Origin of the sequence: Vibrio sp. 1557 (genome assembly GCF_033340175.1) — a bacterium.
GTDB lineage: Bacteria > Pseudomonadota > Gammaproteobacteria > Enterobacterales > Vibrionaceae > Vibrio > Vibrio alginolyticus.
Genome location: NZ_JAWOVZ010000001.1, coordinates 305,227 through 321,008 on the forward strand (window position 1 = coordinate 305,227; position 15,782 = coordinate 321,008).

A 15,782-nucleotide genomic window follows, 5' to 3' on the forward strand; every position below is an offset into this window, starting at 1 on the left:
GTTTTTCATTGTTTATAGCTTGGTTACATCTAGGGTTTGGTCGGTGAATTGGATGTTCTGAATGTCGTACAACTCGTCAGTGCCTGTACTCGGGCACTCAACAGAAACGCTCTTTGCTTTGATAACAGTACATTCCGCCAGTTTGTGTGGCACGATATAGGTGTTGATACCGCCTTCACCATAAATGCTGTTGTCTTTGCTGTTGCCTTCAAAAGTATTGTTTTGATCATTACCGATCACATTCATCGCGTCGCCGCCAATGATCTTCACTTTTGTTAGCCACTGAGATTTGTAGGTGTACGCTTCTATCAAACCGTCTTTGTTGGGAGCCATACGGAAGGTAGGTACTGTGCCTGGACTTGTCTTTTCTGTGTAGAGCTTGACGCCCGCAGAGTCGATATTCGCGGTATATTGCAAGTATCCGTGGAATAAGCCACTGATCCAATCAACGGCTTGTGGATCTTGGGTTTGCATTTCTTCACGCGTTAACGCTTGGTAGCCATCTAAACCATGTCCGTTTGCTTTTGCTACACCCATGTAAGCTTCAAAAGCGGCAGCAAAATATTCGTGAGAATATGAAGGGCCCGTTTGTTTCACACTTTCAGGATCGAAGTCGTCCGATTTCCAATCGTCCCAGTCATACTGAGTAGGGCGCCACACCGTCGGTTTGCCCGATTGAATATCGTTATAGATGCTTAACGCATGAGCTTGAATGTCATTTTGCAGTGCCGCAGTCGCCGTGTTAGGTGCAATACCTTGCGCTTGGACCAAGTGTAAAATTTCTTCAAAAGCGGCGTCTCGTTCGGCTTTTTTACCAAGATTGGCGCAGTAATCGGCAAAATTACTCATGTAATGGCAATCGCCTTCAACTGTCAGTTCTCGATACATTAAAGATTGGCTATTCCTTAGCCAGTTTGGTGTTTCTTTACTAGTTACTAATGTTGACGCGATAGATGTGACAAGTGTATCCATATCATCTTCGTTAAGTACCATCATGCTTACAACAAACTTTTCTAGAGAACTAGTATCAAAAGAGTGTGCTAAGCCCGAGCTTGTAACTGCATCGTTCAATTTGCCTTGGCGAATCAGTTCGTTGATAAAGATTTTGGTTAACATCTCATCATTCTGTTCGTCGTTTTCGGTCAGCATTAGTGTGGCATCACGCTCGGCTAATGTCTTAGCGATACGAGACTTGTCAGCACCGTACTTAGAGTCTGGTTGGTTTGTGAGAAGGTGTTGGATGATTTTGGCTGCACGAAAGATTTTTTCATTATTCGCACCGTCATCAACAGCCACAATGTGAAATGTATCGTTGTTGTTTGCTTCGGAAAGGGAGATTTTCACATAGTGGGTGAAGCCCGAATCAGCAGCCACTTTTAACTTGGCCGGAAACTCTGTAGAAACGACAGTTGGGATTGTGACAGTGCTCAATGTTGGCATTGGTGGTGTTGGAGGTGTCGTTGTCGATGGTTTCGAATTAGATTCACTGCCGCCACAAGCAGTTAGACTTATCGCGCAAAATATGGCTAAAGGTGTTAATTTGGAATATCTCATTTCATGTTACTCGTAGACTTTATTAGAGCAGGAAACTTAGAAGCAACATAAAGTCCTGTCTATATAAGCAAACTAAGTCATATATGTTGATATTGTTTTTTGGTAAGACCTATTATTCGATATATTTAAAAATATAGTGGATTTTTATTCCGAATTTTATTTTCTATGTGAAGCTATATTCTGATAATGAATAAAACCTCAGGTTATTGCATGGTTTTAGGGGTATAGAATGATTAGGATTATCGTATATGTATGGTTTGTAAGCGTATGTAAGCCTGCGTTTTATTAAAATTATCATTTAAGTAGGTTGCGCAGTATAGGACGAGCGATATACTCCCTCCATCATATTGGTGGAGTAAATGATTCATGGTGGGTAATACAATCTTACTGGTAGAAGACGACTCAGAGATTGCTCGATTAACCAAAATGTACCTCGAAGCCGAAGGATATACGGTAACTGTCATCGATAACGGTCAAAATGCATTAGAAACGATTAAGGGGCTCAAGCCGGACCTAGTGCTGTTAGATTTGATGTTACCAGGAAAAAATGGCGCAGAAATATGCCAAGAGGCGCGTAAGTTTTATCATGGTATTATCATTGTTTTGACTGCGACCGATGATGAAATGAGCGAGGTGAGCTTGTTTAAGTTCGGTGCTGATGATTACCTTACCAAACCGATAAAAGGTAATATTTTGCTCGCCCGTATTGAAGCAGCGTTGCGTCGCTATTGTCGTCAAGTTGATATCGTTGAAGAAGAAAAGCTGAGCCGATATGGCATTAGTCTTTGTCTTCGTCGCTCCCAAGCATTTTATTTGCAAAAAGATATTGGTTTAACGAGTTCTGAGTTTGAAATTTTAGAGCTCCTGATGCTGAATGTCGATAAGCCAGTATCTCGTGAATCATGTTGCCGTCTTGCCCGAGGCATTGAATACTGTATTACTGATCGTTCGATTGATATGCGTATATCCTCACTAAGGAAGAAATTCTCTAAGGCTCATATCCATACGGCTACCATTAAAACCATACGTCACCACGGCTACATGCTGACAGGTAAATGACGCATGTTTTCCCTGTTTACTCGTCTATATGTGGGGTTAGTAACTGGCCTTGCGCTGACTGTTGCTTTGTTTCTCTTTATGGGGGAAGAGTACATGCGCAAAACAGAAGTCGGTGTTTTTTTGAGTGACGGTGCTTATTTTGTCGATCAATACATTGAGCAACGAGGCACTCCGGATTCTCTCTACAAGAAGTTAACCGAAAACGGCAAGCAAGATTTCTTTATCTTTGATTTAACATTGGTTGAAAACTGGGACGGATCACCGCCTTGTCGAGATTGTAATCTGCTGTACCGTATGCAAGGGATACCTGTTTATCTTATTGATGGCAGTACCTATGCTGCGGTATTCCCTTTGCCTAACACTTCGAAGAGTTTAGTTTTCAAAGAAAAAACGGATTTCTTTAGCCCACACGTTGATTGGAATGAAGATTCTGAGATTGTATTTATACTTACTCTACTTTTGGTTGTTGTATTCAGTTTAGGCATTATGGTTTACATACCTGTACGACGTCTTGACCGCCAAATTCGGCAACTAACGGCTGCGCAACAACAATTTGGTTCTGGTGAGTTGAATACGCGAGTCGAGCTAAAGCAATTTTCGCAACCTGTGAAAGAGCTCGCCCAAGGCTTCAACTGCATGTCTGAAGAGATTGAGAGACGAGTGCGCCAAACACACATCTTTACTCAAGCTATTCCTCATGAAGTGCGCACTCCGCTGAGTCGTATTCAGCTAGCGACGGATTTAGCTCGACGCACGAGTGGTGAAATGCAGGCAGAGTTACATGACGATATTGAACGATACGTTGATGTCGTGACGGATTTAACGTCCGACATTGTCATGCTGTCTCGCTTGAGTGTGAAAAACCACTCATGGATCGATTCTGTTGAAACCATGGAACTGCCACTTTGGTGTAAAAGCCGCATGAATTACCTAGGCTTAGAGTCCGCCATGTTGAGAGCAGAAAATAAACTCGCGAACCAATTGATTCACTTTCATCCTACTTTGGGTAACCTTGTCCTCGATAATTTACTGCAAAACGCCAAGCGTTATGGTGAGTCCTGCGTTGAGGTGACGATTCGAACGGTAGCGGATTGCTGGAGCATCGATATTGAGGACGATGGTCCGGGCATCCCTGAGGCGATGCGAGAAGAAGTATTTATGCCATTTTCGCGCTTAGACAAAAGCCGCAACGCCGACATGAAAGGCTTTGGTTTAGGGCTTGCCATCGCTACCAGTGCAGCGCGGCAACTGGGGTGGGAGCTTTCTGTCGGCGAGAGTCACTTAGGCGGCGCACGTTTTACGGTGCTTATTCCTGCCAACGGTTAGAGTAGGCACTGCGGTAGTCTGGCTCTGCGATACCTTCATACAAATCGTCACAAGCTTGCAGCGGACCTACGACGGTTTGGTAGGGTAGGACACCTGCCCAAACAGGGATGTCCATGTCTTCCGCATCGTCGTTGACGCCAAAATTGCTGATTTTCACCGATGCTTCTGTGAGTGGAATACGCAGCAGCATGGTGGCTTTGAGTTCTTTTTCATTACTCAAACGGATTTGTTCTGTTCTCCCCGGAGCGATCTGTTCAATAAAGTGATTCAGCAACCTGTCTTTCTCTTGGTTATCTTCCACCACCTCAAACTGGCCAAAGACCACAGCACTGCGATAATGCGCACTGTGGTGAAACGCACTTCGAGCCAATACCCAACCATCAAACAAAGTAAAGGTTAAGCACGTTTGCACTCCTTGTTTGAGTGAGCGTAACAGTCGACTGTTGTTGGCACCATGGATATACACGTAATCATCGACACGCCATGCCAGCATAGGGATGACCACAGGGCCTGACTCGTTGGTTATCGCAATATGAGCGATTAGGCTTTCATCTATGATGGCGTGCAGTTTGCTAACATCAGAGACGGCTTTATGTGCGCCTTTCTTAATTTCCGTTCTATTGGTGTTGGATAGCATTTTCTCTCCTTGCTTGCTCACGATTACGAGCGATTTATCCTCATTCTTTGATTGCAATGTAGCGTTTAACTGGTAGCTTAAAGAGAGCCAGTTTTAACTAATGGATGGATCCAGTTTGTCTTTGATTGATATCGGTGACCTACATTTAAAAGACAGTGAAGGAACGCGTCAGCAAGCGTTGTTTTTGGCTATTCGCAAGAAAATTGTTCAAGGACTGTGGGTGAAGAATGGGAAGCTGCCTTCTACGCGGAAGCTTTCACAAGAGCTTAATCTAAGTAGGAATACCGTGATTTCTGCCTACGAACAGTTAGTGGCGGAAGGGTACTTGAACAGCCAAAAAGGTTCTGGCTTTTATGTTGCCGTAGAACTGCCAGAGCAGTACTTGCCTGAACCTAGTTCAGTTCAGAGAGACTCATCACCGAAAGCTCACTTTGATATCAACCGCGCATTTGCACCGGGTGTGCCGGATTTGGACGCATTTCCGATGGCGCAATGGCAAAAGTTACTCACTCGCCATATGTCTCGTACTTGCTTGTTGGGGAATCAAGATATTCAGGGTAGTTGGGCATTGCGCTGTGCTTTAGCTGACTACCTCGCATCAAGCCGTTCAGTGAATTGTTCTCCAGAGCGCATTATTATTACCTCTGGGGCGCAGCAAGCGTTGTCGATTGCGACGATGGTAGTGCTCAAACAAGGTGATAAGGTTCTGATGGAGCAACCAGGTTACGCGCAAATGCGGAAGTTGATTCAGTTCCAAAACTATCAATTTGAGCCTTTGTTCGTAAGAGAGACATTAGGTTTTGATGTGGAAGCGGTGACCACAAGCGATGCCGATGCCCTGTATATCACCCCAAGCAATCAATATCCGATGGGCACCACACTCAATACTGAGCAAAGAGGGAAGATCATCAACTGGGCAGTCGAACAGTCACGTTGGATCATCGAAGACGATTATGACAGCGAATTCCAGTTTGCTCATCGTCCCTATACCAGCTTACAGGGGCTAGCGGCTCAAATGGGTCGAGATGAGCGTGTGTTGTATGTGGGTTCCTTCAGTAAAGTGATGTTTAACGGATTGCGGCTTGGCTACCTTGTAGCTCCTGAACGTTTAGTAGAGCAATGTTTGGTGGTTAAGGATGCGTTAAGTGGTGACTCGCCGACGCATACACAAGAAGCATTGGCAGATTTTATTACTGAAGGTGGGTTATTACGTCATATTCGAAAAATGCGTCGACTGTACAAAACTAAGCATGAACAGATGCATTTATCCATTCAACAGCATTTTGGCGACCGTGTTTGCGTCGTTAGTCAAGCGGCGGGGCTTCATATTACGTTGAAATGGCAAGACGGTATGGATGAGCAGCGTTTTACGAAACTAGCAGAGCATGAAGGGATCATCTTGCGACCTTTGAGCTATTATGAATACCCAGATTTTCAAGCACGTCACTGGCATGGTGCCGTGCTTGGTTACGGCAATATCGCGTTAGAGAACATAGACGCTGGTATCCAACGTTTAGCTCACATATTTCGAAATGGGAAGCGATGACTATTCAACTACACGTGTTTGTCGCTTATGTCGCCACTGTTTCCAAGGCAGTAAAAGTAGAGTAAAAATGCCAAGTGCATAAAACATTGACCAGCCTAAACATATAAAAACACCGGTACAAAGCAGTAGGGACAGTCCCGCAAGTGTTTTACCAAATCCTCGAAGCAATTTGAAAGCGGCTAACATCGCCAACATGTAAACCAGAACGAATACACTGTTTGCGAGTTTTAGGAAAAACTCCAGATCGAGCTGTGATAGGGTTCCTATCACACAAGATATCAATAATATGCCGCCAACTAATATGGTGGCTGAGAAAGGGACACCACGACGTGAAATCTTGGCTAGTGGACTAGAAGGACGATGTTCACGAGCTTGAGCCCAGACCATTCGCGCTAGGCTCTGTGTGTATAAGTTAACGCTCGCGAAACAAGCGGAGAAACCTATCAAGCTGATTATCCATTTGGCTCCATCGCCTAGTAGTTGGGCACTAAGCCAGGGGATGGATGCGTTATCAAATTGAGCGTTACCATACGCGCCAAATTTTAAAATAACGACAGAGCATGCCCAATAGGTAGCCCCTGCTACAAAACAACCGACCACAATGGCAATAGGGAAATCTCTTTGAGGGTTTTTGAACTCTTCCCCCATATGGGCAAAAGCCTCTATGCCAACAAAACACCAGAACATCACGCCTAACGCTGCGGTAATAGGCCAAATTGACTCTTGTGTGATGGCGGGCATCACAAGATCGGCGTTGTTAACGTCGCCTTTCCATAAAAATGCGCCAACAAGTGCGAAGACACTCAAAGCAATAAGAGTTTGTAAATGACCTGATGATTTTGTGCCCATCAAGTTGACGAACACAAGAAGTACTACCGTGAGAACTTGTGCAAACAGATTGTTGCTAATAGGCTCTGGCAATATTTGTTGTAGAAAGCCTGCGGCGAGTGCAATCGCGGCCGGAACCCCTACCGGAATGACACTAACAAATAGCCAAGCGACACTACTTTCCAGCTTGGCGTTAAAGGCTTTGCGTACAAAAAAGGCTGTTCCGCCCGCGTTGGGGTATCGTTTACCCAGTTGAGCAAAAGTCAGCGCAATAGGACAAATCGCGATGAACAATAAAATCCAAGCCCATAGTGAAAAATGGCCAGCTATACCTGCTGCGATAGCCGGGATCATAAACAGCCCCGTTCCCATTAATGTGGTGGATAACTGTGCGATACCTGATGTGAGTGAAATGTCTTTTTTGAGCTCTTCCATGCGAATTGATTCATCCAATGTTATGAGGCTTATTACGAAAAAGCTTGTGGCTTCTGGTTATTTCGTTTTATGTGTTTAAGCGATGCTATTTATGTGCTGAGTACTTAAGTTGGGAATTTGATTTCAATGTGTTATCTATTTTCTGTTGAAATGGATAACAGCACTCATCTCATGCCCGCCAAATAGCATATCCAAAATGTTAATAACAAAATGATTTACTAAACCGTCAATATGACGGTTGTTTTAAATAATTCCAACAAAATGTTGGTTTCTTATGCAGTTAGAATCGGTATAGAATGAGAAAAATAAGGAAAGCTTGGTAACGGTATGGACAAGTTTGATCATAAGATTGTGGATCTGCTCAGGCACAACGCTCGGCTGTCGGTGACTGAAATTGCGGATAAAGTAAACCTTTCTCGTTCTGCGGTAACGGCCCGTATTCGTAAGCTAGAGCATGACAAAGTGATTCTAGGGTATCACGCTGAAATTGCGCCTTCGGGTGGGGATTCGATTTGCGCCTATTTTGCCTTAAAGTTCGATAAATCAACCTCTACGTATTATTGCGAATCATACGCGGACGAGTTATACAAAATTGATGGCGTAAAATGGTGTCATGCGATCAGCGGTGAGACGGACATGATGGTTTTTGTCGAAGTGCCTACGATGGCTCGCTTGAACGAAATCAGAGATCAAATTCAACGATATCCAGAGCTTCGAAACCTGATGACTCATACCGTCTTAGCTGAATTCTTTAACACGACTGGGAACCTGTTTGTGAAGTGACCATGAATGGATGCCATGTTGAAAATCCTTCTGAGCGAATATGTTAAACAACATTAATTTGAATCTACTTAGATCCTTGCATGTACTTTTAGAGGAGTGTCATGTCAGCCGGACCGCAGACCGTTTGCACATTACGCAGTCTGCCGTCAGTCGACAGCTTGCACAATTGCGCGATCTGTGTGGTGACCCACTGCTTATTCGTCAAGGTAATCAACTGATACCAACGCCACGAGCAATAGCGTTAAAATCAAAGCTTGATGCATTACTGGCTGAGTTTGACCATTTACTCGATGACCAACCTTTTGAGCCGCGGCAGTGGCAAGGTGAGCTTGTTATTGCTTCTAGTGACTACGTGGCGCAATACGTATTGCCCGATATTGCCTCTCACTTGGGTGAACAAGCGCCACAGCTAGATATGGCGTACCGACTGTGGCAACCCAACTTTCTTGATAAACTTCATGAGACGGGCATCCATATCGCGTCTTCTATGTATCCAGAAAAACCACAGAGTGTGTCGAGCGTTAAAATTGGTGAGGATTCATCAGTTTGTTTGATGAAATCTTCTCATCCGTTAGCAAAGCAGGACCAGATCAGTATTGAAGACTTGATTTCATATTCACACATCAAAGTGACTGGCGGCGGAGACAAAGATTCCTACACTGATTTAGCATTGAAAGAGCTAGGGCACACCCGCCACGTTACCTTTAAGGTTCCATTCTTCTCTGCTGCGATCAATCGCTTAGTTGCAAGTGAGCACCTGATGGTGGCTCCTGAACATATTGCCGTTAACCTCGCTAAGCATTGGGACTTAACCCATAAAGCATTACCACTCGAAACACCTATTCATCAATATTGGTTAATGTGGCATCCCAAATACGACACGGATCCTGCGCATAAATGGGTGCGAGAAGAGATTCGCTCAGTAATGCAAATCTCTGAATATTCCATTCGCTAATACGTACACCGTTTAGCTATGACTTGAAGTCATGATTAGTATGAATAACTTTGATTTCTAATTATACCTCTTCCGTTGATAGAGTGAGCGTCAAAGAGGGGAGATTCTTATGACACTAACAGTTTGGTTATCACTTTTTACCGTGTGTTTATTAGGGGCTATGTCACCAGGTCCCAGCTTAGCTATTGTCGCTAAGCACTCGTTGGCTGGTGGACGCATCAATGGATTAGCTACGGCTTGGGCTCATGCGTTTGGCATTGGTATATATGCGTTTATTACCTTGATTGGTCTCGCTGTTGTTTTGCAGCAAAGCCCGATGCTTTTCAAGACGATTAGCCTTGTGGGTGCGGCATATCTTGCGTATTTAGGTTTTAATGCTTTGCGTTCAAAAGGTGGTGTGGCTGCGAAGTTGGAGTCAGGTGAGGAAACAACGGTAATCCAGTCTGCGCGAGAAGGCTTTTTTATCTCGATTTTAAGTCCCAAAATTGCTTTGTTTTTTATCGCATTATTCAGTCAGTTTGTCGCGCTTGGTAATGATTTGAGTAATCAGATGATCATTGTTGCCACGCCGTTTGTTGTGGATGGGCTTTGGTACACCTTTATTACCCTAGTGCTATCGAGCTCTAAAGTCGTTGACAGAATTCGCTCTAAGGCAGTGTTGATTGATCGTTTGTCAGGGGTAGTACTCATGCTGCTGGCTCTTAGAGTGGTCGTAACGGTATAGACAAGCTCGCAAGACAGAAATACTAAAAGCAGCCCGTGTGGCTGCTTTTTTGTCTACTCTCAGTAACCCTTACACAATTTACGTAATTCTGACGCTAAACGTTGCTAAAATTAATATTATCAATAGTGTCACTTTGGTTCATATTCTCATTTGCTGTGAAAGCTACTTTCCAACGCATTGTTATAATGAGAACGATAGCCACTTAACGTTAATACTAACAGTGTCGCATATTAAGTCGAGAGTGCTTTATTGGATAAAAACGGACTTTCCTCTTACTTACCCTATGAAAGGGGTAGAGACTCCATGACCGTTTAGAAGGTGAGAGCAATATGCAAAGAATAGTAGATTTAGCTCCAGTAGTAATTTTGACCAGTGTTTGCAGCGTTGCTTGGATATTCTTTTCAACAAAGAGCATTTGGGTGTTTTTTGAACTGTTTGTATTTACGATGCTTGGCTTTGGCCTTTTGTACGGGTTACTACAAAAGGCTGATCCTAAACACTTTGACTTTGTTTTAAATCACATCGATGAAATTAAGAAGGAAGGCAAAGATGCTTGCCTAAGCGGCGCTCCGAAAGAATCCAACCCATACTCTGGTGTCGATGGTGATTTATGGGAGGCTGGTTACACAGCCTCCTACAACAAAAAGATAAAGCAATAAACCGCTAGGTGCTTATTCAATATTGTGCTTTTCAAAAAAGCACCCTGCCATTTTAAGGACAGGGTGAAAGCAAGAAGTTTCTCAGGAGCTGTCGGGGGAGAGAAACTCATCTAAATCTTATTTACTTACCGGCGAACCTCTTCAAATTCACCTTCAATCGCATCTGCTTTACCTGTATTAAACTCATATTCTTCGTGCATTTCTCTCTGCATTTTCTTGACGCGCTTTTCAATACGCTTGCCGGTAATTAATGCTGCGATGGTCAACGGAATCGCAATAATCAAGCTAAATACTAATGTAAAAAAGCCGGTAATCAGTGCTAGTGCAGTTACAATAATCCGATTCATAATCATGACCTCTCTGTAATTTATGTGCTCAGATTAATGCTGTGAACATGAACAAAACATGAATGCTGACGTTCACTTTGTCCGGAGAGTGTCAAATGAATGAAACGAAAAAACGCCTGAGGGTGATCAGGCGTATAAACGGGGAAAAATATTAGTAATGCGCATGGCGCTTATTATTTAGAACAAATATGAGATATTGTCCGCTACGCTATGTGGTTAACGTTGTGGAGCAAAGTTCACCTATCGAGGGAATGTTTGGTAACGAACACCCATCATTTGTTCCATACAGTGCACAACTTGGCAGCTGTAACCGAATTCGTTGTCGTACCAGATGTAAAGTACACAACGCTTGTCTTGTGCGATAGTCGCTTGACCATCTACGACGCCTGCATGACGAGAACCAACTAAGTCAGTTGATACAATTTCTGTTGAATCGGTGTAGTCAATCTGTGCCGAAAGCTCAGAGTTCAACGCCATTTCACGCAAGTAATCGTTCAGTGAATCACGGTCTACGTCTTCACCTAAGTTTAGATTAGCGACTGCCATAGATACGTTTGGTGTCGGTACGCGAATCGCGTTGCCTGTTAGCTTGCCTGCAAGCTCTGGCAATGCTTTAGCAACTGCTTTTGCCGCACCTGTTGAAGTCAGAACCATGTTTAGTGAAGCACTACGTCCGCGACGGTCACCAGAGTGGAAGTTGTCGATCAAATTTTGGTCGTTTGTGTATGAGTGCACGGTTTCAATATGGCCAGAAAGAACACCATATTTATCGTTCAGAGCCTTAAGGACTGGCGTGATTGCATTTGTTGTACAGCTTGCCGCAGAGATGATGGTGTCATCTTCTTTAATTACCGACTCATTTACACCGAATACAACGTTTTTGATGTCACCTTTACCTGGTGCTGTTAGCAGTACTTTCTCTGCGCCTTTACACGCTAAGTGTTGGCTCAGGCCTTCAGAATCACGCCAAACACCTGTGTTATCAACAACTAGCGCGTTATTGATACCGAAAGCTGAGTAATCCACTTCGCTTGGGTTATTTGCGTAGATGATTTGGATGTAGTTGCCGTTAACGATCAGTGCTTTACGCTCTTCATCGATAACAATGCTACCGTTGAACTGACCGTGAACTGAGTCACGACGCAACAAGCTAGCACGCTTCTCCAAATCGCCTTTTTTACCGCCACGAACCACAATCGCACGTAGTCTTAGTGGGTAACCTGGACCACTTTTCTCAATGAGAAGGCGAGTAAGTAGTCGACCAATGCGACCGAACCCGTAAAGAACCACATCACGCGCTTTCAATGAAGAATCTGCGTCGCGAGCGCCATCAAGTGCAGTGATAAGGAAATCGTTTAGAGAGCTTGTATCGTCATGTTCATTCCAGTACATAGTTGCCAATTGGCCAACATCGACACGGCATGAAGAAATGCTCATTTCACAAAGCGCTTGAATAATAGGCATCGTGTGCTCAAGCGAAAGTGGGTTACCGGTATAACGTCTTGCAACGCGATGAGTTTTGAGAATGTCTATAGTAGTAGCATTAATAAGCGTTTTACCAAACAGAACCACTTCGATTCCTTTTTGACGATATAGCTTACCAATTAGAGGGGAAATAGATTCAGCAATCGTTTGGCTAGTTTGCCAGTCTTGGAGATATTTCTCTGGACTCATTGTTGTATTAGACCTTTCACGTTTTGGGGCTAACCATACTCTCTGCTGTTGCCTCTTCGGCAGCGTGCAAGAGTGTGGTGGGTTATGTAATCGGGTTGTAATAGTTATGTGTGCGGATTCTAAGGTCGGAGTCCTTATTCTGCTAGGAAAATTAAATCCAGTGTAAAACACTACTTAAGGGGACGTTAGTGGTGGATTAATGTGACTAAAGCAGTGGTTTTCACGTATTGACATTTAGAAAGTAACTTACTTTTTTTGCGATGATAACGTTTGCTTTCAAATTATTTTTGTTGACAAAAATTGATATTTTGCATTTTTGTGTGATTTAACTCGATAAGGCAACTCAATAGGTAAACATACAATAGATGATTTCCTGAAAAGTGATGCGACTCTTAGTTGTGAGTGAAACTTTATTGTTTGCATCCAACTTTAAGATCAAAAAATATGACTTGAATCACAATTGCCACTTCATTAGCCGATGATAAAACACTCACAATAACCATAATCTAGGTAGGTGAATGTTGTTTGAAAGTAACAATGTCGTATATGCCTTTCAATGCAAGAAACTAGTCTAATATTAAATAAACGGATGAAATCAACCATTAGGCTGATGGATGTTGAGATTATCAATAAAAACACGCTTAGCACTCCTCGCACTATTACCCGCTGTGGTAATAGTGGTGTTTGCAGTTCAGCAGTTTTCTGATAATGCGTTGCGCGTGAGCCGTCTCAATCAAACGGTTAGCAATATTCAAGGTTTCCAATTGATATCCAAGGCCTCCCACTTTATTTACTCCATAGAGAAAGTACGCCGACAGCCTGATCTTCAAGTCTCTGCAGCCATTAATATTGAAGAACAAGGTGAAGTTATTTCTTCTTTGCATCAAAAGTTTGTGAGTAACCCTAATACTGCTGAGTATGCTGATGAACTGAAAGAAGCCATGCTGGGGGTATTGTCAGGTAGATTGAGTGAGATGGACGACCTGGGTGATTGGGCATTTCAACAGCTCCAAAATATGTCGCGCTCTTTGTTGCAAAATCATCAATGGTATGGCAGTGACGATGGCATTCGCATGCAAAATTTTATTGCCTACCTTGCTCAGCTCTCTTTTTGGACACAGAAAGAAGCTTGGCTGACGAACCGTTTAGTCCAAGACCCTAAGAGTCGGCTAAGTCAAAGTATGTTTTATCAGGCGATTGACAGACAGCAGCAAAATTTGGATGCGTTTTTAAACTTAGGTGGGTCATACGAGCAAGTGGATAAATTGCTTGGCTTGTTTACTTCGCCGAGATATCAGAGAAACTTGGCGTCTCGCGGACAATTAATGTCAGGAGACATGTCACAAAGTGACTACGCCGCGTATTTAAAAGAACTCGATTTTCGTGTGCAGCGCTTACAAGTGCTCATTGATGGGTTCACCAAACAAACTGAGCAGTCGCTTCTCACGCAGGTTCATGAACAAAAGGCCAATATAGCGATGATCAGTTTTGGCGTCGCCTTAGTGGTTATCCTGCTTTGTTGGCTCGGATTTAGTACTTGGTTCCGAGTTAACAGCAAACTCGATGCGATCATTCATACTTTAAACGCGTTGATCAACTCCGAAGAGAAGCAAACAAAAGTCAAAGTTGATGGAAGTGATGAACTGACCATTTTTGCTCAGCAAGTGAATCGAGTGGTTGAAGAAATGCAGAGACAAACTGAAGAAATACTGCATGCAAAAGAGTCAGCAGTATCGGCTAATCGTGCAAAATCTGTGTTTCTTGCCAACATGTCACATGAAATACGCACGCCCCTTAACGGGATCATGGGCATGACAGAAATACTCTCTCAAAGTGAGTTGTCTTCGCATCAACAAGAAGTTGTTGATGACATTGACTCCTCATCTCAAACACTGCTTACTTTACTTAACGATATATTGGATCTCTCTAAAATCGAGTCTGGACGATTGGAGCTGTCACTAATAGAAGCGGATATCCGAGAAGTCGTGTATCAGTCGATGATTTTATTCCAATCCAAAGCAACATCTAAACAGCTAAAGTTAGGTATTAATTTAGCTGAAAATATCCCCATTCGCGTGATGGTCGATGATCATCGTGTCAAACAGGTAGTTACGAATCTGGTATCGAATGCGGTTAAGTTTACCGAAAGTGGGCATGTATGCGTTGATGTTAGTTATGAAGAGTTACTTGAGAAAGAACGTGGAGTGCTGACGTTTAAAGTAGAAGATACCGGAATAGGCATTGATCAAGATAAGTTAACCACGATTTTTGAACCCTTTACTCAGGAAGATGAAGGAGTGTCGAGGCAATTTGGCGGTACAGGGTTGGGTTTGGCAATTTGTTGTCAGCTTGTGTCGATGATGGGGGGCAAGCTCGTAGCAACATCTACAAAAGGAGTGGGCACATGCTTTGAATTCTCGATTGAGGTTGAAGCAATTCCGGTGTTTGGCTGGCGTTCGGAGGTGATTAATAAAGGGCTTTTGATCTGCTCAAATTACGACTACGCCGACCAAATATTAAAAGAGTGTCGCTTAGCGAAAATCAATCTCTTTGGCGTTAATAATGTGAATGAAGTGCAAGCGATAAATGATGACTTTGATGTCATATTTCTGTGCCACAGTAACGACGCTAATACCGATGAAGTCTTGGATAATCTATCATTTAATTACGATCTTCGCCGTGTGATTATTTGCCAGCATCATTTATCCACTCCCTACGAAAATGCAGAAAAAGTACATGCCGTACTCACATTACCTTTCCTTGGCAATCGATTTAAGCATGTCATTGATGATTTAGCTAAGGTTGAAAAGACTATATCAAGTGACAATGTCACCAATAATGTTGTCAGCTCTGAATATCGAGCGTCGCGCTCTCATCGGAGGATCTTAATTGCGGAGGATAATTTGATGAACCAGAAAATAGCGAGTTTTTTTCTGGATAAAGCAGGTTATGACTATTTGATAACAAGCAACGGCCAAGAAGCGTTAGAAGCCATCACAAAGGGAGAAGAATTCGATGCAATTTTAATGGACTGCATGATGCCCGTGATGGATGGACTGACCGCGACGAAAGAAATTCGTCGTTGGGAAAAGAAAGCAGGACGTGAAAAAACGATGATTATCGCACTCACTGCGAGTGTTTTGGAAGAAGACATCCACAACTGTTTTGCGGCAGGCATGGATGCTTATTTACCTAAGCCGTATAAATCGAACCAGTTATTTGAGCTCTTTAGTGAATTAAAACTCGCCTAGCTAA

General features: G+C 43.3%; 13 protein-coding genes. 8 read left to right on the forward strand and 5 right to left on the reverse strand.

What is annotated here, in order from left to right; all coding sequences use genetic code 11:
• Positions 1 to 12 precede the first annotated feature (12 nt).
• Positions 13 to 1,554: a hypothetical protein gene (locus R7070_RS01480; RefSeq protein ID WP_031777160.1), complete on the reverse strand. Its 1,542-nt coding sequence runs from the start codon at positions 1,552 to 1,554 to the stop codon at positions 13 to 15.
• A gap of 366 nt (positions 1,555 to 1,920) precedes the next feature.
• Between R7070_RS01480 and R7070_RS01485 the strand changes: the two genes are divergently transcribed.
• Together R7070_RS01485 and R7070_RS01490 are read left to right on the forward strand one after the other, a co-directional pair.
• The gene (locus R7070_RS01485; RefSeq protein ID WP_005373624.1) at positions 1,921 to 2,613 is read left to right on the forward strand and encodes a response regulator transcription factor; all 693 of its coding nucleotides are present in this window, start codon (positions 1,921 to 1,923) and stop codon (positions 2,611 to 2,613) included.
• Positions 2,614 to 2,616: 3 nt separating this feature from the next.
• Complete coding sequence (locus R7070_RS01490) at positions 2,617 to 3,939, forward strand: ATP-binding protein (protein WP_256900386.1); 1,323 nt, start codon at positions 2,617 to 2,619, stop codon at positions 3,937 to 3,939.
• On the opposite strand, the gene R7070_RS01495 is transcribed toward R7070_RS01490, so the two are convergent.
• Complete coding sequence (locus tag R7070_RS01495) at positions 3,920 to 4,576, reverse strand: pyridoxamine 5'-phosphate oxidase family protein (protein ID WP_064369367.1); 657 nt, start codon at positions 4,574 to 4,576, stop codon at positions 3,920 to 3,922. The genes R7070_RS01490 and R7070_RS01495 overlap by 20 nt on opposite strands.
• Before the next feature lie 100 nt (positions 4,577 to 4,676).
• On the opposite strand from R7070_RS01495, the gene R7070_RS01500 reads away from it, so the two are divergent.
• Entirely contained in the window at positions 4,677 to 6,122 is a 1,446-nt protein-coding gene (locus tag R7070_RS01500) for a PLP-dependent aminotransferase family protein (protein ID WP_213915846.1), read from the forward strand.
• Here R7070_RS01500 and yjeH read toward each other — a convergent pair whose 3' ends face one another.
• Positions 6,123 to 7,385 carry an L-methionine/branched-chain amino acid transporter gene (gene yjeH, locus R7070_RS01505; RefSeq protein WP_005373616.1) on the reverse strand — a complete coding sequence of 421 codons (1,263 nt, stop codon included), beginning with the start codon at positions 7,383 to 7,385 and terminating at the stop codon, positions 6,123 to 6,125. It abuts the gene before it with no gap.
• Positions 7,386 to 7,712: 327 nt separating this feature from the next.
• On the opposite strand from yjeH, the gene R7070_RS01510 reads away from it, so the two are divergent.
• The 4 genes from R7070_RS01510 to R7070_RS01525 all read left to right on the forward strand — a co-directional run bounded on the left by R7070_RS01510 (position 7,713) and on the right by R7070_RS01525 (position 10,506).
• Positions 7,713 to 8,168: an Lrp/AsnC family transcriptional regulator gene (locus R7070_RS01510; protein ID WP_005373615.1), complete on the forward strand. Its 456-nt coding sequence runs from the start codon at positions 7,713 to 7,715 to the stop codon at positions 8,166 to 8,168.
• Positions 8,169 to 8,208: 40 nt separating this feature from the next.
• Positions 8,209 to 9,123, forward strand: coding sequence for a LysR family transcriptional regulator (locus R7070_RS01515; RefSeq protein WP_017819875.1), 915 nt, complete (start codon positions 8,209 to 8,211; stop codon positions 9,121 to 9,123).
• 109 nt (positions 9,124 to 9,232) lie between these two features.
• Positions 9,233 to 9,847, forward strand: a complete 615-nt coding sequence (locus R7070_RS01520) for a LysE family translocator (protein ID WP_005373611.1) — start codon at positions 9,233 to 9,235, stop codon at positions 9,845 to 9,847.
• 329 nt (positions 9,848 to 10,176) lie between these two features.
• The gene (locus tag R7070_RS01525; RefSeq protein ID WP_005373609.1) at positions 10,177 to 10,506 is read left to right on the forward strand and encodes a hypothetical protein; all 330 of its coding nucleotides are present in this window, start codon (positions 10,177 to 10,179) and stop codon (positions 10,504 to 10,506) included.
• Positions 10,507 to 10,631: 125 nt separating this feature from the next.
• On the opposite strand, the gene R7070_RS01530 is transcribed toward R7070_RS01525, so the two are convergent.
• Together R7070_RS01530 and R7070_RS01535 are read right to left on the reverse strand one after the other, a co-directional pair.
• The gene (locus R7070_RS01530; RefSeq protein ID WP_005373607.1) at positions 10,632 to 10,853 is read right to left on the reverse strand and encodes a hypothetical protein; all 222 of its coding nucleotides are present in this window, start codon (positions 10,851 to 10,853) and stop codon (positions 10,632 to 10,634) included.
• A gap of 240 nt (positions 10,854 to 11,093) precedes the next feature.
• A complete protein-coding gene (locus tag R7070_RS01535; RefSeq protein WP_025767937.1) occupies positions 11,094 to 12,527 on the reverse strand; it encodes a glyceraldehyde-3-phosphate dehydrogenase in 1,434 nt (477 codons plus the stop codon).
• Between the two features lie 614 nt (positions 12,528 to 13,141).
• Here R7070_RS01535 and R7070_RS01540 point away from each other — a divergent pair.
• Positions 13,142 to 15,778 (forward strand): ATP-binding protein, encoded by a 2,637-nt coding sequence (locus tag R7070_RS01540; protein WP_167416150.1) that lies wholly within the window; start codon positions 13,142 to 13,144, stop codon positions 15,776 to 15,778.
• Positions 15,779 to 15,782: the final 4 nt, after the last annotated feature.

Excerpts from the sequence above, each read along its gene's own strand:
- R7070_RS01525 (WP_005373609.1), top strand. The coding sequence starts at position 10,177 with ATGCAAAGAATAGTAGATTTAGCTCCAGTAGTAATTTTGACCAGTGTT.
- R7070_RS01515 (WP_017819875.1), top strand. The coding sequence starts at position 8,209 with ATGTTAAACAACATTAATTTGAATCTACTTAGATCCTTGCATGTACTT.
- R7070_RS01485 (WP_005373624.1), top strand. The coding sequence starts at position 1,921 with ATGGTGGGTAATACAATCTTACTGGTAGAAGACGACTCAGAGATTGCT.
- R7070_RS01520 (WP_005373611.1), top strand. The coding sequence starts at position 9,233 with ATGACACTAACAGTTTGGTTATCACTTTTTACCGTGTGTTTATTAGGG.
- R7070_RS01540 (WP_167416150.1), top strand. The coding sequence starts at position 13,142 with ATGTTGAGATTATCAATAAAAACACGCTTAGCACTCCTCGCACTATTA.
- R7070_RS01500 (WP_213915846.1), top strand. The coding sequence starts at position 4,677 with ATGGATGGATCCAGTTTGTCTTTGATTGATATCGGTGACCTACATTTA.
- R7070_RS01510 (WP_005373615.1), top strand. The coding sequence starts at position 7,713 with ATGGACAAGTTTGATCATAAGATTGTGGATCTGCTCAGGCACAACGCT.
- R7070_RS01495 (WP_064369367.1), bottom strand. The coding sequence starts at position 4,576 with ATGCTATCCAACACCAATAGAACGGAAATTAAGAAAGGCGCACATAAA.
- yjeH (WP_005373616.1), bottom strand. The coding sequence starts at position 7,385 with ATGGAAGAGCTCAAAAAAGACATTTCACTCACATCAGGTATCGCACAG.
- R7070_RS01490 (WP_256900386.1), top strand. The coding sequence starts at position 2,617 with ATGTTTTCCCTGTTTACTCGTCTATATGTGGGGTTAGTAACTGGCCTT.
- R7070_RS01530 (WP_005373607.1), bottom strand. The coding sequence starts at position 10,853 with ATGAATCGGATTATTGTAACTGCACTAGCACTGATTACCGGCTTTTTT.
- R7070_RS01535 (WP_025767937.1), bottom strand. The coding sequence starts at position 12,527 with ATGAGTCCAGAGAAATATCTCCAAGACTGGCAAACTAGCCAAACGATT.
- R7070_RS01480 (WP_031777160.1), bottom strand. The coding sequence starts at position 1,554 with ATGAGATATTCCAAATTAACACCTTTAGCCATATTTTGCGCGATAAGT.